Here is a 25,674-nt window from a genome sequence, read left to right on the forward strand (position 1 = left end):
GTTGGGTTGAACAGGTGAATGAATGAAGGAATTCAGGCGACGCCACCGTTGGCGCGCAGGATCTGGCCGTTGACCCAGCCCGCATCGGGACCGGCGAGGAAGGCCACCACCGAGGCGATGTCCTCCGGCTGGCCCAGGCGCTGCAGCGGCGGCATCTTGGCGAAGGCCTGGATCTGTTCTTCGGTCTTGCCGTCGAGGAAGAGCGAGGTGGCGATCGGGCCCGGCGCCACGGCGTTCACCGTGACATTGCGGCCGCGCAGTTCCTTGGCGAACACATGGGTGAAGGCCTCGACCGCCGCCTTGGTGGCGTTGTAGATGGCGTAGCCGGGCATGTTCAGCGCGAGCGTGGTGCTCGAGAAGTTGACGATGCGCCCGCCCTCGTTCAGCCGCGTGGCGGCTTCGCGCAGCGTGTTGAAGGTGCCGCGCACGTTGATGTCGAAGGTCTGGTCGTAGAGCGCGTCGGTGTGCTCGGCCAGCGGCACCGTCTTGAGCACGCCGGCGTTGTTGACCAGCACGTCGACCTTGCCGAGCTGCGCTTCGACGGTGTCGAACATGGCGCGCACTTCGTCGGCGCTGGCCACATCGGCCTTGACCGCGATGGCCTTGCCGCCGGCGGCCGTGAGTTCGGCGACCAGCGCATCGGCCTGCGCCGAGCCCGAGGCGTAGTTGACGGCGACGGCGAAGCCGTCTTTCGACAGGCGCTGCGCGACGGCGGCGCCGATGCCGCGCGATGCGCCGGTGACGATGGCGACCCGGGTGTTGCGGGTGTTGTTGATGGTGGTCATGGTGCGATTCCTTTGCAGTGGTTGGTTGGTGAGACGAATGATCGATCGTTCCAACCAAAAGATAATCACCCACTCATCGCCAATACAATTCCATTCACTTAAACAATAGCCAGCAGGCGCGCCCATGGACCGCTTCCAGGAAATGCAGGCCTTCGTGCGCATCGCCGAGCGCCAGAGCTTCACGCAGGCCTCCGAAGACCTGCAGATCCCGCGCGCCACGGTCACCACGCTCATCAAGCGCATGGAAGAGCGCATCGGCACGCGCCTTCTGGAGCGCACCACACGCACCGTGCGCCTCACGCAGGACGGCGAGGCCTACTACCGCCGCTGTGTGCGGCTGCTGGCCGACATGGAAGAGGCCGAGGGATCGTTCCGCAACGAGGCGCCCAAGGGCCTGCTGCGGGTGAACCTGCAGGGCACGCTCGCGCGGCACTTCGTGGTGCCGGCGCTGCCTGGTTTTCTCGCGCGCTACCCCGAGCTGCAGCTGCACATCGGCGAGGACGACCGGCTGGTCGACCTGGTGCGCGAAGGCGTCGACTGCGTGCTGCGCGCGGGCACGCTGCAGGATTCGTCGATGGTCGGGCGGCGCGTCGCATTGCTGCCGCAGGTGACGGTCGCGAGCCCCGACTACCTGGCGAAGTACGGCGAGCCGGACAGCCTGGCGGCGCTGGCTGCGCACCGCGCGGTCAACTACATCTCCAGCGGCACGGGCAAGGTGGTGCCGCTCGAATTCACGGTCGATGGCCGGGTGACGACCGTAGACCTGCCCGCCACCGTCTCGGTGACCGGCACCGATCTCTACACGGGCTCATCGGTGGCCGGGCTCGGGCTGGTGCAGGTGCCGCGCTACCGCGTGGCGGCCGAGTTGGCGGACGGCCGGCTGAAGGTGCTGATGGCCGATTTCGCGCCGCCGCCGATGCCCGTGTCGGTGCTCTATTCGCAGAACCGCCAGCTGTCTTCGCGCGTGCGTGTGTTCACGCAGTGGCTGCGCGACGTCTTCGAGGCGGCGGAGCCCTGATTCCGGATTTGCTCCCTCCCCCGCTGGGGGAGGGCTGGGGTGGGGGCAAGCGGCGCATCAAGCACCAGCGATGTTGCAAAGGCCGCGGGCCCCATCCCAACCTTCCCCCGGAAGGGGAAGGAGCAAGACTCGCCTTCAGCAGGCCGATGACTCCAATGCCGCCGCGCCCGTTTCAGCGTGCGTTTCGCCGCGAAGGAACACGAACACCACCAGCGCCGTGAGCACAGTCACGCTTGCCAACACGCACAGCAGCGTGCCGAACGCCGCGCCGTAGGCGTGCAGCAGCGCTGCGCGGTCCACGCCGGGCAACAGCGCGAGCGCCTGTGACAGGTCGCCCGTCGTCACCCGCTGCGCCGCCTGCGATGCCGCCGCGCCGGGATGCGCGGGCAAGCGCCCCAGTTGCAGCGCCACAAGCGCGGTCAACCCCGCCCCGACCAACGCGAGCGCAATGCCCTCCCCCGCCACCCGCACCGTGTTGAAGATGCCCGACGCCATGCCCGCCCGTTCGCGCGGCACCACGCTCACCGCGAGCCCGTCCATCAGCCCCCAGGGCAGGCCGATGCCCGCGCCGATCAAGAGCAGCGGCCACACGATCGCGTGCAGCGGCGTGCCCGGCGCGCAGTAGCTGAGCCAGAGCAAGCCCACTGCGCACACCAGCAGTCCCACCGCCGAGATCACGCCCGCCGAGAACCGGTGCGCAAGCGACGCCGCGAGCGTCGGCACCACGAGGATCGGCCCCGAAAGCGCGAACATGAACACGCCCGCCTCCATCGCGCTGCGCCCTTCCAGCCCGATGAAGCGGATCGGCAGCAGCACCAGCAGCACGACAAAACCATAGGCTGGCGCCGCGGCCAGCAGCTGCACGCCGACGAAGCGCGGAAAGCGGAACAGCGACAGGTCGAGCATCGGATGCGCCACGCGCCGCTCGATGGCGATGAAGGCCGCGCCCATCAGCGCCGCGCCGGCCAGCGCGCCGATCACCCACGGGCTGCCCCACCCGCTGTCGGGCGCCTGCAGCACGCCGAGCGTGAGCAGCGTCAGCGCGGCGGTGAACGTGACCGTGCCCGGCACATCGAGCCCCATCGCGTGCGGGTTGCTCGACTCGCGCATGCTCAGTGAGGCGAGGCACAACGCCACGAGGCTGATCGCCCCCGGGCTCAACATCACCGACTGCCAGCCGAAGCTTTCGGCGAGCCAGCCCGAGAGGATCGAGCCACACGACAGCCCCACGCCGAACGAGGTGCCGATGAAGCTGAACGCCCGCGTGCGCGCCGCGCCGTCGAACACCTGCGCCAGCGCTGCCGTGCCCGCCGCGAACGCGGCCGCCGAACCCAGCCCCTGCAGGGCACGCACGAGATCGAAGGCGACGATGCCGGGCGCGAGCGTCAGCAGCGAACTGCTGAGCGCGACCACCGCGAGCCCCATCAGGAAGACGCGCTTGCGCCCATAGGCATCAGCCAGCGCGCCGGCCGCCATCAGCGTCGCGCCGAAGCTCAGCATGAAGGCGTTGGTCACCCAGTTGAGCTGCACCGGGCTGCCGCCCAGCGCCTCGCGGATCGCGGGCAGCACCACCGCCGGGCCGGTGAAGCTCAGCGGCATGCCCAGCGCCGCGAGGCAGACCGCGGCCAGCAGCCAGTTTTTATTGTCGGAAGGCAAGGACATCGAAGGCTTTCACGCGGAAGGGAAGAAGGAGACACAGAAGATAGAAAGGAATCAATGGAATGAGAATGGCGCCATTGATCCTCACACTCACAACCCAGGGTTGCTAATCCATGGACAGCTTCAGCGGACTCGAATCCTTCGTGCGGGCGGCCGACCTGTTGAGCTTTGCCAAGGCGGGTCGCTTGCTGGGCGTCTCGGCCTCGGCCGTGGGCAAGAACGTCGCGCGGCTTGAGCAGCAACTCGGGCTCAGGCTTTTCAACCGCACCACGCGGCATGTGCGGCTCACGGAAGAAGGCGCGATGTTCCACGAGCGCTGCCGCCGCATCCTCGACGAGCTCGACGATGCGCGGGCCATGATGCAAGACGCGGTGGCTGCCCCGCGCGGCCGCCTGCGCGTGAGCCTGCCGACCATCGGCTACCGCTTCCTGCTGCCGATCCTGCCGGCCTTCAAGGCGCGCTTCCCCGAGATCGAGCTCGACCTGGACTTCAACGACCGCCTGGTCGACGTGATCGCCGAGGGCGTGGATGTGGCGATCCGCAGCGGCGAGCTCGGCGATTCGCAGCTCGTCGCGCGCCGGCTCGGCCCGTTCAACTTCGTGCTTGTCGCCTCGCCCAACTACCTGGCCGAACACGGCGTGCCGCAGGTGCCGGCCGACCTCGCGCGGCACAGTTGCCTGCGCTACAAGTTCGTCACCGGCGGAAAGATCGAGGACTGGGACCTGCCGGGCCTGCCCACGCAACTGCCGCCCGGCCTCCTGTGCAACAACATGGAAGCCATGCTCGGCGCGGCCGTCGCCGGCCTCGGCGTGGCCTACATGCCCGACTTCCTGGCGCGCGATTCGCTCTGCCGCGGCGAACTGCAGCGCGTGCTCGAGACGCACCTCGTGCGCCAGGGGCAGTTCTCGGCGCTGTGGTCATCGAGCCGGCAGTTGTCGCCGAAGGTGCGGGCGTTCGTGGACTTTGCGGGGGAGCACATGTTCAAGGACGACGACGCAATCGCACAAGCAAGCAAGACCTAACTCAGACCACAATCCGTCCGATCCACGGCAACAGCGGGGCGAGCCCAATGAATTCTTCGACGCGGGTCCAACCCATCAACGATCCCAAGAGTCATGCCACAGAGACAGTGGAGACCCCTTCGGTCCGCTCCAACGAAGAACGCGAAGCGATTCCCGAACTGCTGAAAGTCCTGATGCTCGGCCATCACGAAATCGAACGGGGCGAATTCAGGTCTGCGGACGAGGTGTTCACCGAACTGGATCAAGAGGGCGCGCAATGAAGGTCGTGTTCCTGCAGTCCGCCGAAGCCCACCAAAAATGCCCGCGCATCCGAAACATGGTTGGTGCGGTTTGAGACCGAACTCAAGGAGTGCGCCATCGTCCGCACGAGGAACGGCAAAAACAGATGGAGGGAGACATCCATGACAGCTTCCAGAGCCCTTGCGATCCTGCTCCTGAGTGGCGCCCTGAGCGGCTGCGGCACTATCGCCACGGCCTTCTGCGACTCGTGCGGCAAGCTGGCGCCGTATTCCGGCACTCGCATGATGGCGACCGGCCACTCAACGCAGATCGACGTACCTTTCTCGCTGGTGCTCGACACGGTGCTGTTACCGCTGACCATTCCGAAAACTATCGTTGAAAACATCGCGGGTCTCGACAAAGAACCCGAGGTCCAGGCGGTGACGACACCCACTGAACCGACCCCACCCACGACGCAATCCGTTGCCATCACGCGCCTGGCACCGCCGCCCGGTGCATACGTGATGGCGCCCTTGGCTCCCGCCGCGCGGGCCACCACGGACGGTCGCGTGGTGGTCTACCTGATGCCACTGGACGATTTCCCTCTCGAGGACGCCCAACGCATGGCGCGCGTGCTCGCCGACGAACTGCACCTGAACGTGAAGGCCTCGCCGCCCATGGCGCCGATCGCCACAACGGCGTTGCGCGGCCGGGCACAGTACTCGGCCGACGAGGTGCTGGCCGAGACGCGCAGGGCCGGCCAGCGTCTGCCCGACGCGAGTGACAACGTCGTGCTCATCGCGCTGACGCAGCGCGACATCAACGACAGCGTGCCCGGGCTGAACTTCGTGTTCTCGAAGCACGACCTGCGCCACCACGCTTCGGCAATTTCGATGTCGCGCCTGGGGCAGGGCACCGAAGAAGGCCAGGATCGCCTCTACAAGATGACGAAGCGAACCATCGGCGAGCAGTACTTCGGCATGAAGCGCTCGACGGACCGGCGCGACGTCATGTTCGCGCCGATCCTCTCGTTGCGCGACCTGGACACGATGGGCCGGGACTTCCTGCAAGACACCGCGCGCTGAGGCAGGCGGCGAGCCGTATATCAGAGGACCGTTTCTGCGATGCGTGCTTCCGCGGGCGGGGCCTCGACGCGCGGCACGCTCTCCTTCGGCTGCGCCTTCACCGGCTCACTCCCCATGCGGCTCAGTGCAATCGCCGCCTGCAACGGGTAGAGCGTCCGCGCATCCCCTTCGGCCTTGTTGCTCACCGTCGTCCCCGCCACCTCGCTCATGCTTGCCGTGCGCACCGCATCCGGCCGGTGCACGGGCACCATGAACGGCGAGTGCGTCGTGTAGACGATCTGGTTGCCGAAATCGCGCTCGAAGTGCGCGAGCAGATCGGCCTGCGAATGCGCGTGCAAGTACAGGCCAGGCTCGTCCAACAGCAAGATGGCATCGCCCGCGCCCCGCGTGTCCGCGAAGAAGGTGATGTAGAACGAGAAGAACCACTGGAAGCCGCGGCTGCGTTCGTCCAGGTTCACTTCGACCTCGTAGGCGCCGTTCGGGTCGGACACCAGCGTGTCCATGTACGGCCCGTCGAGGTTGAAGCGGACCTTGAGTTCGCGGTCCTTCCACACGCGGCGGATCTCCGAGGTGACGACCGAGCCGGCGCGGTTCACGAGCTGGTTGCGCGTGGCTTGGTCGTTCTTCTCCAGCAATTCCTGCAGTTGCTGCGGATCGAGCCCCGCGACCTTGCAGAGCTTCTCGAAGCTGCGCTGCTCGGGCGTCGCCTGGCCCCAGCCCTTGCGCACGAGGTAGTCGGCGATGTTCTGGCGGCCGGGCAGCGCCGGGTACTCGTCCACGTAGACGAAGCGGGGCAGTTTTTCGAGCACCCATTGCTTCGCCTTCGCGAGCGCGGGCGTGTCGTTGGCGATCGCGCGGGCCATGTCCTCGAGCTCGACCAGCATCTGCTCCTGCTTGTCGCTGAGTTCGGCATCGGCCGCAGCCATCGACTTGCGCAAGGCCTGCAGTGCCTTCACCGCGCCTTCCGACCACCTGATGTAGTCGGGGCTCGGGATCATCGCGGCGTCGAAGGCATCGGCCTCCTGTTCCAGCGTGGCGCGGGCACCTTCGGCGACCTTCTCTGCCGCGGCCTTGACGGCGGGCACGATCTTGCGGACCTTGCCCTTGATGTCCGATACGTCGAGCGAGAGTTCTCCGAGGCCTTCGAAACCGGTCCAGCGCGTCGCGGCATAGCCCCGGCCCGCGGTGACGTGGCGCACGTCCGATGCGCGCGGAAGGATCGCCTTCAGTTCGGCGCGTTCGCTGTCGTCGAGCGCCCAGCGCGTTGCGACGACAGGTGTATCGCCGTGGCATTCTTCAAGGCGGCGATGGCGCGGGAAGTCCTTGATCGGACTGAGTTCAACCAGGCCTTCGGCCGGGTTCAGGCTGTGGAGCGCACGCAGCAGGTTCGATTTGCCGCTGTCATTTCGACCGAGGATCGCCGTGATCTGTGTGGAGTCGATGGGGCCGCTGTCGTTGATCGAGCGAAAGTTGGTGATCTGGAATGACGCCAAGCGCATGCAGGAATTTCTCTTCTTGAAATGGATACGGGGCCGGGGAATGTATTGCATCCCCGGCCCCGTCTTGCCGATCGCGAAAGAAAAAAACTGTTCGGTTCTGCTACTCCGCCGCGCGGCGCAGCGTATCGACCACCGGCCGGCGCAGCACATCGCGCAAGCCCCACCACCCCGCCGCCAATGCCAGCACCGCGCCGGCCAGCGCACCCGCAACGGGCACGAGCGGCGATGCGGTCCAGGTGAACTCGAACACATAGCGGGCGAGCCCCCAGCCGATCACCGAGGCCACGATGCTCGCAAGAAAGCCTGCGAGCAGACCGACGCCGATCAGCTCGGCGCGCTGCACCTGCCGCAAGAGGCTCGCGCGTGCGCCGACTGCGCGCATCACCGCGAACTCGCGCGCCCGCTCCTCGCGCGTGGCCGTGACCGCGGCGAACAGCACCACCAGCCCCGCGGCGAGCGTAAAGCCGAACAGGAACTCGACCGCGCGGATCACCTGGTCGAGCACGCGCTGCACCTGGTTGATGGTCGCGCTCATGTCCACGTTGGTCACGTTGGGGTAGCTGCGCACCAGCGCGTTGTCGAAGCCGCGCGTCTCGGGCGCGCGGAAGGCCCCCATGTAGGTCACGGGCACGTCGGGCAGCGAGGCCACGGTGTACATCACGAAGAAGTTGGCGTGCAGCGAGCCCCAGTCGACCTTGCGCAGCGAGGTGATGCGTGCGTCGTTCTGCATGCCGCCGATATCGAAGCGCAGCGTGTCGCCGAGCTTCAGGCCGAGCGTGTCGGCCAGCCCTTCTTCGACGCTCACCTCACCCGCGGCGCCGGGCTTCCACGCGCCCGCGGTGATGCTGTTGTGCGCGGGCGCCTCCATGGCGTTGCTGAGATTGAACTCGCGGTCCACCAGGCGCTTGGCTCGGTCTTCCACGTAGTCGTCGGGGGTCACCGGCTTGTCGTTGATCGCGACCAGGCGGCCACGAATCATCGGGTACCAGTCGAACTTGCCGACGCCGGCATCGCGCAGCGACTTCTGGAATGCTTCGCTCTGATCGGGCATCACGTTGATGACGAAGCGGTTCGGCGCATCGGGCGGCGTGGCCTTGCGCCAGCTGGCAACGAGGTCGGTGCGCAGCAGCACGAGCAGCACCAGCGCCAGCAGGCCCACCGCGAGCGCGCTGACCTGCACCACGGCATAGGCGGGCCGCGCCGAGATCTGCCGCGTGGCGAGCACCAGCCATCGCGGTGCGGTGGTCTCGTTGACGCTGCGGCGCAGCACCTTCACCGCAAGCCAACTGAGCAATGCGAACACGGCCACCGCACCCGCGAAGCCGCCGACCGCGATCAGCCCGAGCTTGATGTCGCTGCTCGCCGCCATCAGCAGCGCAGCGAAGCCCGCCACGCCGATGCCCAGCACCGCGAGCGATGCGGGCTTGAGCCCGCCCACATCGCGCCGGATCACGCGCAGCGGCGGCACGCGCGCGAGCTGCAGCACCGGCGGCAGGCCGAAGGCGAACAGCAGCGTGAGCCCCATGCCGAGGCCGAAGGCCACCGGCCACAGCGTGGCGGCGGGCAGCGCGGTCTCGACCAGCCCCGCCAACAGCAGCACGAACACGTAGTGCACCGCGAAGCCGATGGCCACGCCGATGCCGCTGGCCACGAGGCCGATCACCGCGAACTCGAAGGCATAGGCCATCGCGATGGTGCGCTGGCTCTGGCCGAGCACGCGCAGCATCGCGCAGTCGTCCAGGTGGCTGGCCGCGAAGCCGCGCGCGGCCAGCGCTACGGCCACGGCCGAGAGCAGCGCCGCGAGGAGCGCGACGAGGCTCAGGAATTTCTCGGCGCGGTCGAGCGTCTGGCGCATCTCGGGGCGGCCGCCTTCGAAGGAATCGAGCCGCACGCCGCGCAGCTCGCCCTTCTTGATGCTGGCCTCGGCCCAATCGGTGAAGCGCTTGACCGCCGCATCGTTGCCCGCCACCGCGTAGCGATAGCCCACGCGGCTGGCCGGCTGCACGAGCCCGGTGCGCGCCACGTCGGCCTGGTTGAGCATCACGCGCGGCGAGAAGCTCATGAAGCCGGCGCCGCGGTCGGGTTCCAGCGTGATGATGCGGCCCACGCGCAGGCTCGTGTCGCCCAAGAGCAGCGGGTCGCCGATCTTCAGGCCCAGCGAATCGAGCAGCGAGGCATCTACCCACACCTCGCCCGATGGCGGGATGTCGCGGGTCACAGCGCCGGGCCCCGCGAAGGTGGTCGAGGTCTGCAGGTTGCCTCGCAATGGATACCCCGCCGTCACCGCCTTCAGCGCCACGAGCTTGCTGGCGCCGCCTTGCACGTCGTCGGCCCGCGCCATGGTGGGAAAGCCGTAGGTGCTGGTGCCTTCGAGGCCCAGCGACTTCGCCTGCGCCACGAAGGCCTCGGGCGTGGGGTTGTCGCTGACGATCACCGCATCGCCGCCCAGCAACTGCCGCGCATCGCGCTTGAGCCCGCCCTGCAGCCGGTCGGCGAAGAAGCCGACCGCCGTGAGTGCGGCCACGGCCAGCAGCACGGCAACGATCAAGAGGCGCAGCTCGCCGGCGCGCAGGTCGCGCCAGAGCGTGCGCCAGCCAAGGCGGAGGGAGTCGGTCATGGCGCGAACGATAGCCGACGGCTACTGCCGCAGGCGGGTTCAAGGGTTATTGCCCCTTTAGGGCAAGCCGGGTGCGAAAAGCCAGGGTCAGGGCAGAACGCGCAAGGCAGGCGCTCCCGCCTCGATGCGGCCGATGACCGCCGCCTGCGCAAAACCTTCCTTGCGGAAGATCTCCAGCACCACATCGACCGCCTCGGGCGCGCAGCTCACGAGCAGGCCGCCCGACGTCTGCGGATCGCTCAGCAGGTTCTGTGCGGTGGGCGGCAGGCCCGCGGCCAGTTCCACCTCGGCGCCGTAGCCCGCCCAGTTGCGGCCCGACGCGCCGGTGACGAAGCCTTCGGCGGCCATCGCGGCCACGTTGTCGAGCAACGGCACCTTCGACCATTCGACGACGGCGGTGAGCTTCGCGCCCCGCGCCAGTTCGAGCGTGTGGCCTGCGAGGCCGAAGCCCGTCACGTCGGTCAGCGCGTGCACGCCATCGAGTGCGGCCAGCGCGATGCCGGGCGTGTTGAGCTTGGTGGTGTTCTCGATCAGCTGCCGGTAGCCCGCCTCCGACAGCTGCTCCTTCTTGAGCGCCGCCGACAGCACGCCCACGCCCAGCGGTTTGCCCAGCACGAGCACATCGCCGGCCTTCGCATCGGCATTGCGGCGCACGCGGTCCGGATGCACCAGGCCCATTGCGACGAGACCGTAGATGGGTTCGACCGAATCGATGGTGTGGCCGCCCGCGATCGGAATGCCGGCCGCGCGGCACACGTCCTGCCCGCCGCGCACGATCTCGGCGATCACTTCCACGGGCAGCTGGTTGATCGGCATGGCCACGAGCGCCAGCGCCATGATCGGCCGGCCGCCCATCGCGTACACGTCGCTGATGGCATTGGTGGCCGCGATGCGCCCGAACTCGTAGGGGTCGTCCACGATGGGCATGAAGAAGTCGGTGGTCGCGATCAGCGCCTGCTGGTCGTTGAGCCTGTAGACTGCCGCGTCGTCGGCGGTCTCGATGCCCACCATGAGTTCGGGCGGGATCATTCCCCCCGCGTGGTTCTTCAGGATCTGCGACAGCACCCCGGGCGCGATCTTGCAGCCGCAGCCGCCACCGTGCGAGAAGCTGGTCAGCCGCAGCGGCGCCAGCGGATTCAGGAGCTTGGAGGGGGCGGCATCGGTCATGGAAGCGGTTCGGTCGGATGAGACAAGCCGCGATTATCGAAGCCCTGCTCGCGTTGCACCCGTCACTGCCGACACACCCTTTTTTTACCGTTCCCACCAAAGGCCATTCCCATGAACAAGCTCTCCCGGGTCGCGCTTGCGCTGACAGTCTCCCTCGCCAGCTTCGGCGCGCTCGCCCAGGGCGTGCTGCGCGTGTCGGCCATCCCCGACGAAGCGCCCACCGAACTGCAGCGCAAGTTCACGCCGCTGGGCGACTACCTCAAGAAGGAAACCGGCATGGACGTGCAGTTCACGCCCGTGACCGACTACGCCGCCGTGGTCGAGGGCCTCGCGACGAACAAGATCGACATGGCCTGGCTCGGCGGCTTCACCTTCGTGCAGGCCCGCATCCGCACCAACGGCGGCGCGGTGCCGATCGTGCAGCGCGCGGAGGACGAGGTGTTCACCAGCAAGTTCATCGTGCCCACCGACAGCACCGCCAAGACGCTGGCCGACCTCAAGGGCAAGACCTTCGCGTTCGGCGCGCCCTCCTCCACCTCGGGCAGCCTGATGCCGCGCTACTTCCTGCTGCAGGCCGGCATCAACCCCGAGAAGGACTTCAAGACGGTCGCGTTCTCCGGCGCGCACGACGCCACCGTGGCCTTCGTGGCCGCGTCGCGCGCCGAAGCGGGTGTGCTCAACGCCTCGGTGTGGGACAAGCTGGTCGAGTCGAAGAACCCCAACGCCGCCAAGGTGCGCGTGCTCGCGACCACGCCGACCTACTACGACTACAACTGGACGGTGCGCCCGGGCATGGACCCGGCGCTGCAGAAGAAGCTGACGGATGCTTTCCTGAAGCTCGACCCGGCGAACCCGGCGCACAAGGAAATCATGGCGCTGCAGCGCGCGAGCAAGTTCATCCCGACGAAGTCGTCGAACTACGACGGCATCGAGACGGCGGGCAAATCGGCCGGTCTCATCAAGTAAGCAAAGCGAGAACGCACGGATGGGTTTTTCGCTCGACGGCGTGGGCGTGGTGCACCCCAACGGCCAGCGCGCGCTGGCCGGGGTGACGCTGGCCGCGCGCGATGGCGAGCGCATCGCCGTCATCGGCCCTTCGGGGGCGGGCAAGACGACGCTGCTGCGCGTGCTCGGCGCTGCGCTGCGGCCCGGTGAGGGCGAGGTGCAGGCGCTGGGCGCGAAGCCGTGGCAATCGCCGGCCGGCACGCTGAAGAAGCTGCGCGCGTGCATCGGCACCGTGCACCAGGCACCGCCGATCGCGCCGCGCCTGCGCGTGGTCACCGCGGTGCTCGCGGGCCGGCTCGGCGAGTGGTCGGTGCTGAGGGCGCTCGGATCGCTTTTCCATCCCTCTGACATTGCGGGCGCGCACGAGGTGCTGTCGCGCCTTTCGCTTGAAGACCGCCTGTTCGACCGCTGCGACCGCCTCTCGGGCGGGCAACTGCAGCGCGTGGGCATCGCGCGCGTGCTGTACCAGCGGCCGGCCCTGCTGCTGGCCGATGAGCCCGTTTCCGCGCTCGACCCGATGCTGGCGGATGCTGCCGTTGGCCAGCTCGTCGCGCAGAGCGAAGCGACAGGCGCCACGCTGGTCGCCTCGCTGCATGCGGTGGACCTGGCGCTGCGCTGGTTTCCGCGCGTCGTCGGCATGCGCAACGGGCAGGTGATGTTCGACCTGCCGACCACCGAGGTCACACCCGCGATGCTCGATGCACTCTATGCGAGCGAAGGCGGCGTGGCGGTGCAGCGGGCGCCGCAGCCCGTCGCGGCCGAAGCGGTCTTCCAGCGCCCGGACTGCCCGTGATCACCGCCGTTACTCACCGCGATCCGCAGGCGATGCGGCGGCTGGCCGGCTGGCTCGCCGCGCTCGTCATCGCCTGGCCGATGCTGGCGCTTTCGGAGTTCAAGCCGTGGGCGCTGTTCGTCAGCGGCAACCTCGCGGTGATCGGCGGGTTCCTCGCGGGCTTCTTTCCGCCCGATGGCTCGCCCGCCTTCCTCGCTTTGCTCGCCAAAGCCACGCTCGAGACGCTGGCCATGGCCACGGCCGGCACCGCGCTCGCGTTGCTGATCGGCGCACCGCTCGCGTTCATCACGACGCGCGCCCTCTCCATCTCGCGCATCGGCCCGGGGCCGGGGCGCGTGCAGGCGGGCATCGTGCGGCAGGCCGCGCGCTGGCTGCTGATGGTGCTGCGCGCCATTCCGGAAATCGTCTGGGCGCTGCTCTTCGTGCGCGCGCTCGGCCTCGGTCCCGCGGCCGGCGTGCTGGCGCTGGCCATCACCTATGGCGGCATGCTCGGCAAGGTCTACGCGGAGATCCTCGAATCGACCGACACGCGGCCCGCACGCGCGCTGCTCGAAGGCGGCAGCGGCCGGCTCGCGGCGCTCTGCTATGGCCTCTTGCCCCACACCGCGCAGGAGCTGGCCTCGTACACCGTCTACCGCTGGGAATGCGCGGTGCGCGCCTCGGTGGTGATGGGCTTCGTGGGCGCCGGCGGTCTCGGCCAGTTGATGGACCAGTCGATGAAGATGCTCAACGGCGGCGAGGCGAGCAGCATCCTTCTCGTTTTTCTCGTGCTCGTGCTGCTGGCCGATGTGATGAGCAATGCACTGCGGAGGCTGCTCGCATGAACAACCTCCCGCCGCGTCCGCCTCCGTGCCCGCGCTGCTGGTTCGCCGTGGGACTGATCGCGGTGGCGGTGATCGCCAGCTTCGTCTACCTCGGCATCGACTACCGCGCGCTGGGCTCGGCCGAATCGCTGCGGCTGATGGGCAAGTTCATCGCCGAGTTCTTCCCGCCCGATGTGTCGCCGGACTTCCTCGCGAAGGTCGGCAACGGCGCACTGCAGACGCTGGCGGTGTCGGCCCTCGGGACGGTGCTGGCCGCCATCGCGGGCGCCGTGCTCGCGCTGCCCGCCTCGGGCCGCGCGGGATGGCTGCCGCGGCATGTCGCGCGCTTCATCCTCAACTTCCTGCGCAGCGTGCCCGAGCTGGTCTGGGCCGCGCTCATGGTGCTGGCCGCCGGCATCGGCCCGTTCGCGGGCGCATTGGCGCTGGCGCTGCACACCACCGGCGTGCTGGGCCGCCTCTTCGCCGAAGCGCTGGAAAACGCCCCGCGCGAACCCGAACACGCACTCACGCTCTCGGGCGCCGGCCCGGTCGCCGCCTTCAGCTACGCGAGCCTGCCGATCGTACTGCCGCAGTGGGTGGCCTACACGCTCTACCGCTGGGAAATGAATATCCGCATGGCTGCGGTGCTCGGCTTCGTGGGCGGCGGCGGGCTGGGGCAGTTGCTGTACTTCCACCTCTCGATCTTCCAGCAGCAGCAGGCGATGACGGTGCTGATCGCGATGTTCGTGCTGGTGACGCTGGTGGACTTTGCGAGCGCTCGCTTGCGTCGCGGATTGGGACCGGCCTACGCCTGAAGCCCAAGGGCGACAATCGGGGGCATGAGGTTCCTGCCATGAGTCATCGCCAGCCCGTGCGGGTCGGCGACCGCCACGCCTTCGACACGATCATCGACGCCCGCTCGCCGGCCGAGTTCGCGCTCGACCACATTTCCGGCGCCATCAACTGTCCGGTGCTCGACGACGAGGAGCGCCACATCGTCGGCACCGTCTACGTGCAGACCGGCGCCTTCGAGGCGCGGCGCATCGGCGGCGCGATGGTCGCGGCCAACATCGCCAGGCACCTGCGCGAGACGCTCGCCGACCGGCCCGAAAAATGGAAGCCGCTGGTCTACTGCTGGCGCGGCGGCATGCGCAGCGGCTCGATGGTGACGTGGCTGCGCCTGGTAGGCTGGGACGCACAGCAACTCGCGGGCGGCTACAAGAGCTTTCGCCGGCACGTGATCACCCAGATCGATGCGCTGACGCCGCAGCTGGACCTGCGCGTGATCTGCGGCGCCACGGGCAGCGCCAAGACGCGCGTGCTGCATGCGCTGGCCGAGCGCGGCGAGCAGACCCTCGACCTGGAAGATTTCGCGAGCCACAAGGGCTCGCTGCTCGGTTCGTTGCCGGGCGTGCCGCAACCGTCGCAGAAGCATTTCGAGACGCGCATCGCGACCGTGCTCGAAGCCATCGACCTGAAGCGCCCGCTGTACGTCGAGGGAGAGAGCATCCGTATCGGCCGGCTCTCGCTGCCGCTGTCGCTGGTGGCGCAGATGCGTGCGGCGCCCTGCATCGAAGTCGCGGCCACGCCCGAGGCGCGGCTCGATTACCTGCTGCGCGACTACGCCTACCTCGGCGACGACCGCGACGCGCTGGCCGACAAGCTCGGCGTGCTCAAGGAGCTGCAGGGCAAGGAAACGGTGACGCGCTGGCAGCAATGGGCGCACGAAGCCAACCTGCCAAAACTCTTCGCCGAGCTGATGGCGCTGCACTACGACCCGCATTACCAGAAGTCGCAGGAGCTTCACTTCAAGGCCTGGGAGCGCCGCCGCAGCGTGGCGACGAGCGACCTGAGCGATCAGGGCATCGAGGCGGTGGCCGACGCGGTGCGCGCGTTCGAAGGCAGCGACAACCCGTCCGCATAGAGCACGCCGCGCGGCGCGCGGCACAGGCCCCAGAAGCGCAGGCCGCTCAACTCGGCCATCCGCACGCCCATCGCGGTGGGCGCCGAGATCGTCGCCATCGCCGCGATGCCCAGGCGCCCGCACTTGCGCACGAGCTCGTGGCTGCCGCGGCTGGACATCAGCACAAAGCCCGGCTCTTCGAGGCGCCCCGCCCGCGCGAGCCGGCCGAGCAGCTTGTCGAGCGCGTTGTGGCGGCCCACGTCTTCCATCACGTCGGTGAGTTCGCCGTCCACTGTGGCCCAGCCTGCTGCGTGGATGGCACCGGCTTCGGCATTCAGGACCTGGCGCGCGGGCAGCGCGGCGAAGGCGCGCAACACGGTGGCGAGGTCGATGCGTTCGATCCAGTCGCGCGGCGGCACCGGTTGAGGGGTGATGTCCAGGCCCGCGAAACTCTCGACGCCGCACACCCCGCAACCCGTGCGGCCCGCCAGGCTACGGCGGCGGCCCTTCAGGCGCTCGAAGCTGCGGGTGGAAATATCAAGCTGCACCTCGATGCCGGGCATGCCTTCGGGCAGGCCCGCCGAGACGGCGTCGATGGTGCGCACCTCGATGCCGCGGCAGTCGCCAGCGCTGTCGAGGATGCCTTCGCTGAGCGCGAAGCCCAGCGCGAAATCCTCGAGGTCGAGCGGCGTGGTCATCATCACCGCATGCGAGACACCGTTGAAGACCAGCGCGACGGGCACCTCGGCCGCCAGCGTGTCGTCGCGCAATGCGCCTTCGGGGCCCATGCCGCGTTCGCCGAACACGTGCACGGCGTACCGGGAGAGCGATGGCAGGGTGTCTTCGGAATCGGCGGGGTCTGGCTGGGACATGGTGGCTCCGGGTGGGCGGGCCATTGTCGGCTCAGACGCCGTGTTCGTCAGCGGGAGGCAGTGTTTGAACCTGCGCGCGGCCGGGGGCTTCGAGGTGCGCGACCCAGCGGTCGTCGTGCTGTACCACGCGCACCCAGCCGGGCCCGCGCACGCCGCCGATGGCGGCATCGCCCATCAGCGTGAGGCGACGCATCAGCACGCTCGCGCCCTGGCCCAACCGCTTGCCCAGGCGCGGCAGCGAGACGCCGGCGCCCGCCGGCTCCTGCGCGAGCATGCGCAGGATGGCGACCGAGAGGCTGTCTTCGAGCAATGCGCTCATGCAGTTGCCACCATGCCGTCTGCCGCGTCCTCCGACAGCTTCTGGATCGGCAGTTCATGCGGCACCAGCACCACGGGAATCGACTTCGACGTTGGCGTGCCGGCGTTCTCCGCCACGGCCGACAGCGGCACCAGCGGATTGGTCTCGGGGTAGTAGGCCGCGATGTTGCCGCGCGGAATGTCGTAAGCCACCAACTTGAAGCGGTCGGCACGGCGTTCCTGGCCGTCGTTCCACACGGTCTGCAGGTCGACCCAGTCGCCGTCCTTCATGCCGAGTGCGCGGATGTCCTCGGCGTGGATGAAGACCACGCGCCGCTGGCCGAAGACGCCGCGGTAGCGGTCGTCCATGCCGTAGATGGTGGTGTTGTACTGGTCGTGCGAACGCGTGGTGAAGAGCGTGAAGACCTGCGTGTCGCGAAGGCGTGCGCGCGCCCGGTGCGAGGGCGTGTCGCGCGGCACGGCATGCGTGAAGAACACGGCCTTGTTCGAGGCGGTGGCCCACACGCGCTCGCTCGCGGTGTTGCGAAGGCGAAAGCCGCCGGGCTGGGCGACGCGGGTGTTGAAATCCTTGAAGTCGTCGAACACCGCTTCGATCTTGTCGCGGATGCGTGCGTAGTCTTCGATGAGCCAGAGCCATGGCGTCTTGCTGCGCGCGCCGATCGTCGCGGCCGCCAGGCGCGCCACGATGGCCGGCTCCGACAGCAGCTGCTCGGATGCGGGCGGGTTGATGCCCATCGAGATGTGCACCATGCTCATCGAGTCTTCCACCGTCACGCCCTGCGGGCCATTGGCCTGCATGTCGATCTCGGTGCGGCCCAGGCACGGCAGGATCAGCGCCTCGCGCCCGTGCACGATGTGGCTGCGGTTGAGCTTGGTGGTCACGTGCACCGTGAGGTCGCACTGCTGCAGGCCCTTCCAGGTCTGGTAGGTGTCGGGCGTGGCGGCCGCGAAGTTGCCGCCGAGCGCGAAGAACACGCGGCCCTTGCCGTCGAGCATCGCCTGGATCGCCTCGACCGTGTCCAGGCCGTTCTGGCGGGGCGGCTCGAAGCCGAACACCTGCTGCAGCCGGTCGAGCAACGCCACCGGCGGCTTTTCCCAGATGCCCATGGTGCGGTCGCCCTGCACGTTGCTGTGGCCGCGCACCGGACAGGCGCCCGCGCCTTCGCGCCCCATGTGGCCGCACAGCATGAGCCAGTTGACGATCATCTGGATGGTCGCCACCGAGTGCTGGTGCTGCGTGATGCCCATGCCCCAGCAGGCGATGACCTTCTTCGCGCCGAGATACACCTCGGCGGCGGCGCGCAGTTGCTCCTGCGTGAGGCCCGACTCCTGCACCAGCACGTCCCACGATTCGGCACGGAGGTCGTCCGCGAGCGACTCGAAGCCGGTGGTGTGCGTGGCGATGAAGGCGTGGTCGAGCACCGAGGCTTCGCCGCGCGCAACGAGCGCGTCTTCGCGCTCGATGACGTGCTTCATCATCCCCTTCACGGCCGCGAAGTCGCCGCCCACGCGCAGCTGGAAGTAGTGCGTGCTGATGGGCGTGGAGCCCAGCGTGGCCATCTCCAGCTTGTCCTGCGGATCGGCAAAGCGCTCGAGGCCGCGCTCGCGCAGCGGGTTGAAGCTCACGATGCGCGCGCCGCGCTTGGACGCCGCGCGCAGCTCGCCGAGCATGCGCGGATGGTTCGTGCCGGGGTTCTGGCCGAAGATGAAGATGGCGTCGGCCTTCTCGAAATCCTCGAGCGTGACCGTGCCCTTGCCCACACCGATCTGCGGGCGCATGCCGCTGCCGCTGGGCTCATGGCACATGTTCGAGCAGTCGGGGAAATTGTTGGTGCCGTACTCGCGCACGAAGAGCTGATACAGGAACGCCGCCTCGTTGCTCGCGCGGCCCGAGGTGTAGAAGATGGCCTGATTCGGGTCGGGCAGCGCGTTCAGGTGGCGCGCGATCAGCGCGAAGGCGTCGTCCCAGCCGATGGGAATGTATTTGTCGCTGGCCGCGTCGTAGGCCATCGGGTGCGTGAGGCGGCCCTGGTCTTCGAGCCAGAAATCGCTTTGCTCGGCCAGTTGCGCCACGGTGTGCTTGGCAAACAGCTCCGGGCCGGCGCGGCGCGCGGTGGCTTCAGCGGCCACGGCCTTCACGCCGTTCTCGCAGAACTCGAAGGTGGATGCGTGGTTGCGGTCGGGCCAAGCGCAGCCGGGGCAGTCGAAGCCGTCGGGCTGGTTGGCCGAGAGCAGCGTCTTCGCGCCCTTGAGGGGAATGTCCTGCCGCAGCAGCGCGTTCGTCACGCTGCGAAGTGCGCCCCAACCGCCCGCGGGGCCCTTGTAAAACTCGATCTTCTGCTCACTGCTCATGCGGGCGAGTGTTCGCCGCGGGCATGAGGAGCGTCAAATTGAATCGGGACATGCGCCGATTCAAAAAGGAAATGAAGGCAGCCCCGGCAGCAGCTTGTCGAGCGTGATCGGGTAGCTGCGCACCCGCACCCCGGTGGCGTTGTAGATGGCGTTGGCCACCGCCGCGCCCGAACCGCAGGTGCCCAGCTCGCCGATGCCCTTGGACTTGATCGGGCTTGCGAGGTCGTCCGTGTCCTGCAGGTAGACCGCGTCGATGGCCGGAATGTCGGCATGCACCGGCACCAGGTATTCGGCCATGTCGTGGTTGACGAAGTAGCCATGGCGCGCGTCGACCACCGCCTCTTCGGTCAGCGCCGCGCCCACGCCGAACACCATGCCGCCGATGGCCTGGCTGCGCGCCATCTTCATGTTGAAGATGCGCCCGGCCGCGAACACGCCAAGCATGCGGCGCACGCGGGTCTCGCCGGTGTCGATGTCCACGCCCACCTCGCAGAAGTGCGCGCCGAACGCGGCCTGCGCATAGCGGCGGTGCAGATCGCCGGGCTCCACCGTGCCGAGCACGTCCAGGCCTTCGGCGCCGGCCAGGTCGCCCAGGGTGCGCGACTGCCGGCCCGAGACTAGGCGGCCGGCCTCGAAGCGCGCGGTCTTCGCGTCGAAGCCCGCCCGGTGGACCAGCGTGGCGCGCAGCTCTTCGCAGCCGTGGAAGACCGAGGCGCCCGCGCTCGATGCGCCGATGGAGGCGATCGAGCCCGCACCGGCCGGAAAGGCGGTGTCGCCCAGCCGAACACCGATGCGGTCCATCGGGATGCCGGTCATCTCCGCGGCGATCTGCGCGAGCACGGTGTAGGTGCCGGTGCCGATGTCGGTCATCGAGGTCTCGATGGTCAGGCGCCCCTGCGCATCGAGCCGCAGCCGCGCGCTCGACGGGCGCACCGAGTGGTGGTGGATGGCGCTCGCCACGCCCATGCCGACCAGCCAGCGGCCGTCGCGCACCCGGGCCGGCGTGGCACTGCGCCGCGCCCAGCCGAAACGGCTCGCGCCTTCGCGCAGACACTCGATGAGCTTGCGGCCGGAGTAAGGCCGCGACGGCCCGCGCTCGGGGTCGCAGGGGCTGTCGTTGAGGATGCGCAGCTGCACCGGGTCCATGCGCAGTTTCTCGGCAAGTTCGTCGAGCGCGACCTCGAAGGCCAGCTGGCCACTCGCGGTGGCCGGCGCGCGCATCGCGGCGGCTTCGGGCAGGTCGAGCGGCGCGAGGCGGTGCGCGGTCATGCGGTTCGGCGCGGCATAGAGCAGCCGGGTCTGGCGCGAGGCGCCCTCGTAGTAGCTGCGGCCGGGCAGGTTGCTGGTCCAGGTCTCGTGGCCGATGGCGGTGAGCCGGCCGTCGGGCGTGGCGCCCAGGCGCACGCGCTGCAGGGTCGCGGCGCGCCGCGTCGTGTGGTTGAGCAACTGCTCGCGGGCCAGCGCCGTCTTCACCGGCCGCTGGAGTTCGCGCGCGGCGAAGGCCGAGAGCACCGCGTCCGCATGCGTGCGCAGCTTGGAGCCGAAGCCGCCGCCGACGAAGGCCGCGACCACGCGCACCTTCTCGACGGGCACATCGACCATCGCCGCCACGTCGCTCGCGGCCCAGTTGGCCATCTGGTGCGAGGTGTAGAGCGTGAGCTGGTCGCCGTCCCAGCGCGCGATGGTGGCCTGCGGCTCCATCATTGCGGGGTGCTGGTCGGGCGTGGCGTAGTTCTGGTCGAGCTGCACGGGAGCCGCGTCGTAGGCGCCCTGGAAATCGCCAACCGCCGTGTCGGCGGCGCCCTCGCCGCCGGCGCTCGGGTCGTCGCCGGGTTTCACCGCGGTGGACTGCGCCGCCGCCAGGTCGAAGCGGCCCGCAGTGCTTTCATAGTCGATGCGGACCTGGTGCGCGGCGGCGCGCGCCTGCTCCAGCGTTTCGGCGACGACGAAGGCCACCGCCTGCCCGTGGTGCTGCACCTCCGGCCCCGAGAGCTGCGACACCAGGTTCGCGCGCCCGCGCGGCGCCATGCGCGGCACGTTGGCGTAGGTGTAGACCAGCAGCACGCCCGGCGCGCGCCGGGCCTCGGCCGTGTCGATGCGGGTGATGCGGCCCTTGGCGATGCCGGCCAGCACGATCCAGCCGTAGGCCGCGTTCGGCACTTCCTCGTGGTACTCGTAGCTGTAGCGGGCGCGCCCGCAGACCTTGAGCGGGCCGTCGATGCGGTCGACCGGCTTGCCCAGGATGCGCTCGCGGTCCAGCGGACTGGGGCCGGCGGCTGTAGTGAATTGCATGGGTAGTGCCTTCTTGGCTCAGGAACTGGTCATCGCCTGCGCCAGCGTGACGTCGAGCGTGCGCCGCAGCAGGGGGATCTTGAAATCGTTGTGGCCGTGGCCGCGCGCTTCGGCGAGCAGCAAATCGGCGACGGCACGGCGGGCGTCGGGGCCGCCGTCGGTGCCCACGAGGCGCCGCTCGGCCTCCTCGTTGCGCCAAGGTTTGGCCGCAAGACCGCCGAAGGCCAGGCGCGCCTGCGTCACGGTGCGGCCTTCGCGCACGACCACCGCCGCCACCGACACGAGCGCGAAGGCGTACGACGCGCGGTCACGCACCTTGCGGTAGAGCTGCCGCCCGCCCAGGGGCGCGGGCAGCACCACGGCCGTGACGAGCTCGTCCGGCGCGAGCGCGGTTTCCACGTGCGGCGTCGCGCCGGGCAGGCGATGGAAGTCGGCAATCGGAATCTGCCGCGCGCCACCGCTGGCCGAGACGGTCTCCACGCGCGCATCGAAGGCGCGCATCGCCACCGCCATGTCGGAGGAATGAACCGCAATGCACTGGTCGCTCGCACCGAGGATCGCGTGGATGCGGTTGAAGCCCTCCATCGCCGCGCAGCCGCTGCCGGGCGTGCGCTTGTTGCAAGGCTTGGTGGTGTCGTAGAAGTAGAAGCAGCGCGTGCGCTGCAGCAGGTTGCCCGCGGTGGTGGCCTTGTTGCGCAGCTGGGCGCTGGCGCCGGAGAGCAAGGCGCGCGACAGCAGCGGATAGCCCTGCCGCACGCGGATGTCGGCAGCGAGGTCGCTGTTGCGCACCAGCGCGCCGATCTTCAGGCCGCCCTCGGGCGTGGCCTCGATGCGGTCGAGCCCGAGCCGGTTCACGTCCACCAGGTGCGCCGGGTGCTCGATGTCCAGCTTCATCAGGTCCAGCAGGTTGGTGCCGCCCGCGATGAACTTCGCGCCGGGCTGGCGTTGCACGGCCGCGGCGGCTTCGGCCGGGCTCTGCGCGCGTTCGTAGGTGAAGGCTCTCATGCGGTTTCTCCTGCCACTTTTCCCGCAGCCTCGCGGATGGCCGCGATGATGTTCGGATACCCCGCGCACCGGCAGATGTTGCCGCTCATGCGCTCGCGCAGCTCCTCGTCGCTGAACAGCGGCCGCACGCCAATGTCGTGCGTCACATGGCTGGGCATGCCGCGTCGGATTTCGTCGAGCATGCCGACCGCCGAGCAGATCTGCCCCGGCGTGCAGTAGCCGCACTGGTAGCCGTCGTGCTTGACGAAGGCGGCCTGCATCGGATGCAGCTTCTTCGGATCGCCGAGGCCCTCGATGGTCGTCACGGCGTCTCCGTCGTGCATCACGGCGAGCGTGAGGCAGCTGTTGATGCGGCGGCCGTTCACCATCACCGTGCAGGCGCCGCACTGGCCGTGGTCGCAGCCCTTCTTGGCGCCCGTGAGGCGCAGGTGCTCGCGCAGCAGGTCGAGCAGCGTCACGCGCGGATCGACGCCCAGCGAATGCGGCTGGCCGTTGATGCGCAGCGTCAGCTCCGCGAGCGGCGCAGTAACGGCCGCCGGTGCGGCGCCGCCGGTGATCGGCAGCGTCGCCGCCACCACGCCGGCCGCGCTGGTGATGAGGACGGTGCGGCGCGTGCAGCCGTCCTGGGTGTCCACGACGTCCATCGCGGGCTTCCGCTCAGAAGCGCGTGGCGGGCGCGATGGAAGCCTGCGCCTTCGCCGCCGGCATCGTCGAGATGACGACGCTGTTCACGCGCGAGCCGCCGGTCACGTTCTGGTCGGGCGCATGGGCGGTGAGCACCGCGTCTTCGTAAACCGATTGGCGGGAGGCGGTCGAGGTGAAGGGATCGGCGCCGCGCGAGCCGCGCGTCACGTTCTGGTCGGGGGCGTGGGCCGTGGAGACGGCTTCGGCCGCCACCGCGTCGCGCTCGCGCAGGTTCGCGCCCTGGTGCACGCCGTCGTAGGTTTCGGCATGGGCCGCGACGGCGGCGAGGCTGGTGGCAAGGACGGCAAGCAGGTGAGTGATGTTTCGCATGTGAGCTCCTGTTGAGAACCGAGGAAGACCCTCGAAAGGCGACCGCTGTTTCGGCCTGGGCTCACTGTAGAAATCCTGCTTTATGCGTCCTTTATGCGAGAGTTAACTGAGCGTTAAGCCGAACGTTCTGGCACGTGCAGGTGCACCCGCGCCACGAGGCCGCACACCGCACCGCTGGCATCGGTGCGGTTGTCCAGCACGATGCGCATGCCGTTGCGCTCGGCCGCCATCTGCGCGATGGCCAGGCCCAGGCCGCTGCCTTCGGCCGCAGTGCCCGGCACGCGGTAGAAGCGGTCGAAGGCGCGCTCCAGCGCCTCGGGCGGAATGCCGGGCCCGTTGTCCACCACGTCGACCACCGGCTGCCCGTCCACCGCATGCAGCCGCACGTCGACGACGCTGCCTTCGGGCGAATGCCGCAGCGCGTTGTCGATCAGGTTGCCGAAGATGCTGCGCAGCTCCGCGGCCGGGGCGTTCACCGTCGCGTGGGCCTGGCCGTCGAAGCCGATGTCGATGCGGCGCCGGTCGGCAATCACCATCAGCTGGGCGATGCTGTCGCGCAGCACCGAGGCCACGTCCAGCGGCACCGCCGGCTCGCGCGGCGCATGGCTTTCCTGGTGCGACATGCGCAGCAACTGCTCGATGAGGTGCTGGGCGCGCGTCACACCGCCCTTGAGTTGCGTGTAGTGCTCCGCGGCGCGCTCGCCGGGCACCTCGGCGCGCATGTTGTCCAGTTGCAGCCCGAGGGCGGCGATGGGCGTGCGCAGCTCGTGCGCCGCGTCCTGCACGAAGCGCCGCTGCGCGGCAAAGGCCTGGCGCAGGCGTCCGAGCAGGCTGTTGAAGGCTTCCACCAGCGGCGCGATCTCGTCGGGCACGTGGGACACCGAGAGCTCCGACAGGCTGCGCTCGTCCTTGGCCGCCACGTCGAGCGCCACGCTGCGCAGCTTGCGCGACGAGGTCCAGACCACCAGCCACAGCACGGCCAGCGACAGCGGCAGCAGCAGGGCGATGGGCGCCGCCGACTGCAGCGCGCGCCGCTCCACCAGCGCGCGCACGAAGCCGCCGTTCTGGATCACCTGCACGCTGAAGCGCCCGCCGTCGGGCACGGGGCCGGTGGAATAGACGCGCCATGTCTCATGGTCCTCGGGGCCGAGCCTCACCACGTGCAGCCCCTCCCCCGCCTGCCGCCCGACCGCCAGCGATGGCCAGGAAGTGGCCAGCAGCTCGCCCTGCGCGCTCCAGATCTGCACGATGAAGGCGCCCCGGTGGTAGATGCCCTGCTTGTCACCCGGCTTGAGCAGCGGCACGTTCTCGTTGCTGGCGTAGGAGTCGGCCAGCGTCTGCATCTGGTCGTCCTTGAAGGTGACGATGAGGCGGTCGTAGCTCGTGTAGGTGAACCACGCCACGCCGATGGCGGCGAGCACGTGCACCAGCACCAGCCAGAGCAGCAGCTTGTTGCGCAGGGACCCCGGCGAATACCAGCGGCGAGTACCCGTACCCGTGCTCATGAATCCACCACACGCCACCCCAGCCCGCGCACGTTGCGGATGGTGTCGGCGCCGAGCTTGCGGCGCATGTTGTGGATGATCACGTCGACCGCGTTGCTCATCACCTCTTCGCCCCAGCCGTAGATGCGGCTCTCGAGCTGCTCGCGCGAGAAGATGGCGCCGGGGCGCTCGAGCATGGTGTGCATCAGCGCGAACTCGCGGGCGGTGAGCACCTCGCGCGTGCCGTTGTGCAGGATCTCGCGCGTGGTCAGGTCCAGCTGCACATTGCCGCTGCCGATGATCGAGTTCGAGGCGCCATGGCGCCGCCGCACCACCGCGCGCATGCGGGCCAGCAGCTCGGGCAGCTCGAAGGGCTTGAGCAGGTAATCGTCGGCGCCCAGGTCCAGCCCCTCGACCCGCTGGCCGAGGCCGTCGCGCGCGGTGAGGATGAGGATGGGCGTGTCGTCCTTCAGGCTGCGCGCGCGGCGCAGCACCTCCAGGCCGTCCGCCTTGGGCAGGCCCAGGTCGAGCAGCACGCAGCTGTAGTCGCCGTCGGCCATCGCACTCTGCGCGAGCAGGCCGTCGCGCACCCAGTCCACGGCCCAGCCCGACCGCTCCAGGCCACGGACAAGGCTTTTTCCGATCATTTCGTCGTCTTCGACAAGCAACGTGCGCACACCGGCCCCCTTTTGTTGGTGCGAGGCGGAAGGTAGCTCAGAACCGTTAGGTCAACGTTAACGCCGAATCGATCGGGGGGCGAGC

The 25,674-nt window shown here is 68.9% G+C and carries 23 protein-coding genes; 9 read left to right on the forward strand and 14 right to left on the reverse strand.

What is annotated here, in order from left to right; translation table 11 throughout:
* Positions 1-32: 32 nt before the first annotated feature.
* Entirely contained in the window at positions 33-785 is a 753-nt protein-coding gene (locus ACSFA7_RS25235) for an SDR family oxidoreductase (RefSeq protein WP_435501899.1), read from the reverse strand.
* Between the two features lie 124 nt (positions 786-909).
* Here ACSFA7_RS25235 and ACSFA7_RS25240 point away from each other — a divergent pair, with 124 nt between their 5' ends.
* Positions 910-1,803: a LysR family transcriptional regulator gene (locus ACSFA7_RS25240; RefSeq protein ID WP_435501900.1), complete on the forward strand. Its 894-nt coding sequence runs from the start codon at positions 910-912 to the stop codon at positions 1,801-1,803.
* Between the two features lie 135 nt (positions 1,804-1,938).
* On the opposite strand, the gene ACSFA7_RS25245 is transcribed toward ACSFA7_RS25240, so the two are convergent.
* Entirely contained in the window at positions 1,939-3,465 is a 1,527-nt protein-coding gene (locus ACSFA7_RS25245; RefSeq protein WP_435501901.1) for an MFS transporter, read from the reverse strand.
* Between the two features lie 110 nt (positions 3,466-3,575).
* On the opposite strand from ACSFA7_RS25245, the gene ACSFA7_RS25250 reads away from it, so the two are divergent.
* The 3 genes from ACSFA7_RS25250 to ACSFA7_RS25260 all read left to right on the forward strand — a co-directional run bounded on the left by ACSFA7_RS25250 (position 3,576) and on the right by ACSFA7_RS25260 (position 5,788).
* Positions 3,576-4,484, forward strand: a complete 909-nt coding sequence (locus tag ACSFA7_RS25250) for a LysR family transcriptional regulator (protein ID WP_435501902.1) — start codon at positions 3,576-3,578, stop codon at positions 4,482-4,484.
* Between the two features lie 47 nt (positions 4,485-4,531).
* Positions 4,532-4,744: a prevent-host-death protein gene (locus tag ACSFA7_RS25255; protein WP_176659467.1), complete on the forward strand. Its 213-nt coding sequence runs from the start codon at positions 4,532-4,534 to the stop codon at positions 4,742-4,744.
* A gap of 141 nt (positions 4,745-4,885) precedes the next feature.
* Positions 4,886-5,788 carry a YceK/YidQ family lipoprotein gene (locus tag ACSFA7_RS25260; RefSeq protein ID WP_176659465.1) on the forward strand — a complete coding sequence of 301 codons (903 nt, stop codon included), beginning with the start codon at positions 4,886-4,888 and terminating at the stop codon, positions 5,786-5,788.
* 20 nt (positions 5,789-5,808) lie between these two features.
* On the opposite strand, the gene ACSFA7_RS25265 is transcribed toward ACSFA7_RS25260, so the two are convergent.
* The 3 genes from ACSFA7_RS25265 to selD all read right to left on the reverse strand — a co-directional run bounded on the left by ACSFA7_RS25265 (position 5,809) and on the right by selD (position 11,071).
* The gene (locus tag ACSFA7_RS25265; RefSeq protein ID WP_435501903.1) at positions 5,809-7,287 is read right to left on the reverse strand and encodes an AAA family ATPase; all 1,479 of its coding nucleotides are present in this window, start codon (positions 7,285-7,287) and stop codon (positions 5,809-5,811) included.
* Between the two features lie 100 nt (positions 7,288-7,387).
* Positions 7,388-9,904, reverse strand: coding sequence for an ABC transporter permease (locus ACSFA7_RS25270; protein ID WP_435501904.1), 2,517 nt, complete (start codon positions 9,902-9,904; stop codon positions 7,388-7,390).
* 87 nt (positions 9,905-9,991) lie between these two features.
* A complete protein-coding gene (selD, locus tag ACSFA7_RS25275) occupies positions 9,992-11,071 on the reverse strand; it encodes a selenide, water dikinase SelD (RefSeq protein ID WP_435501905.1) in 1,080 nt (359 codons plus the stop codon).
* Between the two features lie 111 nt (positions 11,072-11,182).
* On the opposite strand from selD, the gene ACSFA7_RS25280 reads away from it, so the two are divergent.
* From ACSFA7_RS25280 to mnmH, 5 genes are read left to right on the forward strand one after another with little or no spacing between them, the layout of a single operon-like run.
* Entirely contained in the window at positions 11,183-12,037 is an 855-nt protein-coding gene (locus ACSFA7_RS25280) for a putative selenate ABC transporter substrate-binding protein (protein WP_435501906.1), read from the forward strand.
* Positions 12,038-12,056: 19 nt separating this feature from the next.
* On the forward strand, positions 12,057-12,869 hold the full coding sequence (locus ACSFA7_RS25285) for a phosphonate ABC transporter ATP-binding protein (RefSeq protein ID WP_435501907.1): 813 nt from the start codon (positions 12,057-12,059) through the stop codon (positions 12,867-12,869).
* Between the two features lie 32 nt (positions 12,870-12,901).
* Positions 12,902-13,693 carry a PhnE/PtxC family ABC transporter permease gene (locus tag ACSFA7_RS25290; RefSeq protein WP_435502120.1) on the forward strand — a complete coding sequence of 264 codons (792 nt, stop codon included), beginning with the start codon at positions 12,902-12,904 and terminating at the stop codon, positions 13,691-13,693.
* On the forward strand, positions 13,690-14,487 hold the full coding sequence (phnE, locus tag ACSFA7_RS25295; RefSeq protein ID WP_435501908.1) for a phosphonate ABC transporter, permease protein PhnE: 798 nt from the start codon (positions 13,690-13,692) through the stop codon (positions 14,485-14,487). The genes ACSFA7_RS25290 and phnE overlap by 4 nt, the downstream gene beginning before the upstream one ends.
* Positions 14,488-14,525: 38 nt before the next feature.
* Positions 14,526-15,596, forward strand: coding sequence for a tRNA 2-selenouridine(34) synthase MnmH (gene mnmH, locus ACSFA7_RS25300; protein WP_435501909.1), 1,071 nt, complete (start codon positions 14,526-14,528; stop codon positions 15,594-15,596).
* On the opposite strand, the gene fdhD is transcribed toward mnmH, so the two are convergent.
* From fdhD to ACSFA7_RS25345, 9 genes are all read right to left on the reverse strand, one after another.
* Positions 15,530-16,447 (reverse strand): formate dehydrogenase accessory sulfurtransferase FdhD, encoded by a 918-nt coding sequence (gene fdhD, locus ACSFA7_RS25305; RefSeq protein ID WP_435501910.1) that lies wholly within the window; start codon positions 16,445-16,447, stop codon positions 15,530-15,532. The two genes, mnmH and fdhD, sit on opposite strands and share 67 nt — an antisense overlap.
* A 31-nt stretch (positions 16,448-16,478) precedes the next feature.
* On the reverse strand, positions 16,479-16,766 hold the full coding sequence (locus tag ACSFA7_RS25310; RefSeq protein ID WP_435501911.1) for a hypothetical protein: 288 nt from the start codon (positions 16,764-16,766) through the stop codon (positions 16,479-16,481).
* Positions 16,763-19,117 (reverse strand): FdhF/YdeP family oxidoreductase, encoded by a 2,355-nt coding sequence (locus tag ACSFA7_RS25315; protein WP_435501912.1) that lies wholly within the window; start codon positions 19,115-19,117, stop codon positions 16,763-16,765. The genes ACSFA7_RS25310 and ACSFA7_RS25315 overlap by 4 nt, the downstream gene beginning before the upstream one ends.
* Positions 19,118-19,177: 60 nt before the next feature.
* On the reverse strand, positions 19,178-21,409 hold the full coding sequence (locus ACSFA7_RS25320) for a molybdopterin cofactor-binding domain-containing protein (RefSeq protein WP_435501913.1): 2,232 nt from the start codon (positions 21,407-21,409) through the stop codon (positions 19,178-19,180).
* A gap of 18 nt (positions 21,410-21,427) precedes the next feature.
* A complete protein-coding gene (locus tag ACSFA7_RS25325) occupies positions 21,428-22,414 on the reverse strand; it encodes an FAD binding domain-containing protein (protein WP_435501914.1) in 987 nt (328 codons plus the stop codon).
* Entirely contained in the window at positions 22,411-23,058 is a 648-nt protein-coding gene (gene paoA / locus ACSFA7_RS25330; protein ID WP_435501915.1) for an aldehyde dehydrogenase iron-sulfur subunit PaoA, read from the reverse strand. Before paoA ends, ACSFA7_RS25325 begins: the two co-directional genes overlap by 4 nt.
* Positions 23,059-23,071: 13 nt before the next feature.
* Positions 23,072-23,428: a DUF4148 domain-containing protein gene (locus tag ACSFA7_RS25335; protein WP_435501916.1), complete on the reverse strand. Its 357-nt coding sequence runs from the start codon at positions 23,426-23,428 to the stop codon at positions 23,072-23,074.
* A gap of 113 nt (positions 23,429-23,541) precedes the next feature.
* On the reverse strand, positions 23,542-24,933 hold the full coding sequence (locus tag ACSFA7_RS25340) for a sensor histidine kinase (protein WP_435501917.1): 1,392 nt from the start codon (positions 24,931-24,933) through the stop codon (positions 23,542-23,544).
* Positions 24,930-25,589: a response regulator gene (locus ACSFA7_RS25345; RefSeq protein WP_435501918.1), complete on the reverse strand. Its 660-nt coding sequence runs from the start codon at positions 25,587-25,589 to the stop codon at positions 24,930-24,932. The genes ACSFA7_RS25340 and ACSFA7_RS25345 overlap by 4 nt, the downstream gene beginning before the upstream one ends.
* Between the last annotated feature and the right edge of the window lie 85 nt (positions 25,590-25,674).

Source organism: Variovorax trehalosi, assembly GCF_051216415.1.
Taxonomy (GTDB): domain Bacteria; phylum Pseudomonadota; class Gammaproteobacteria; order Burkholderiales; family Burkholderiaceae_C; genus Variovorax.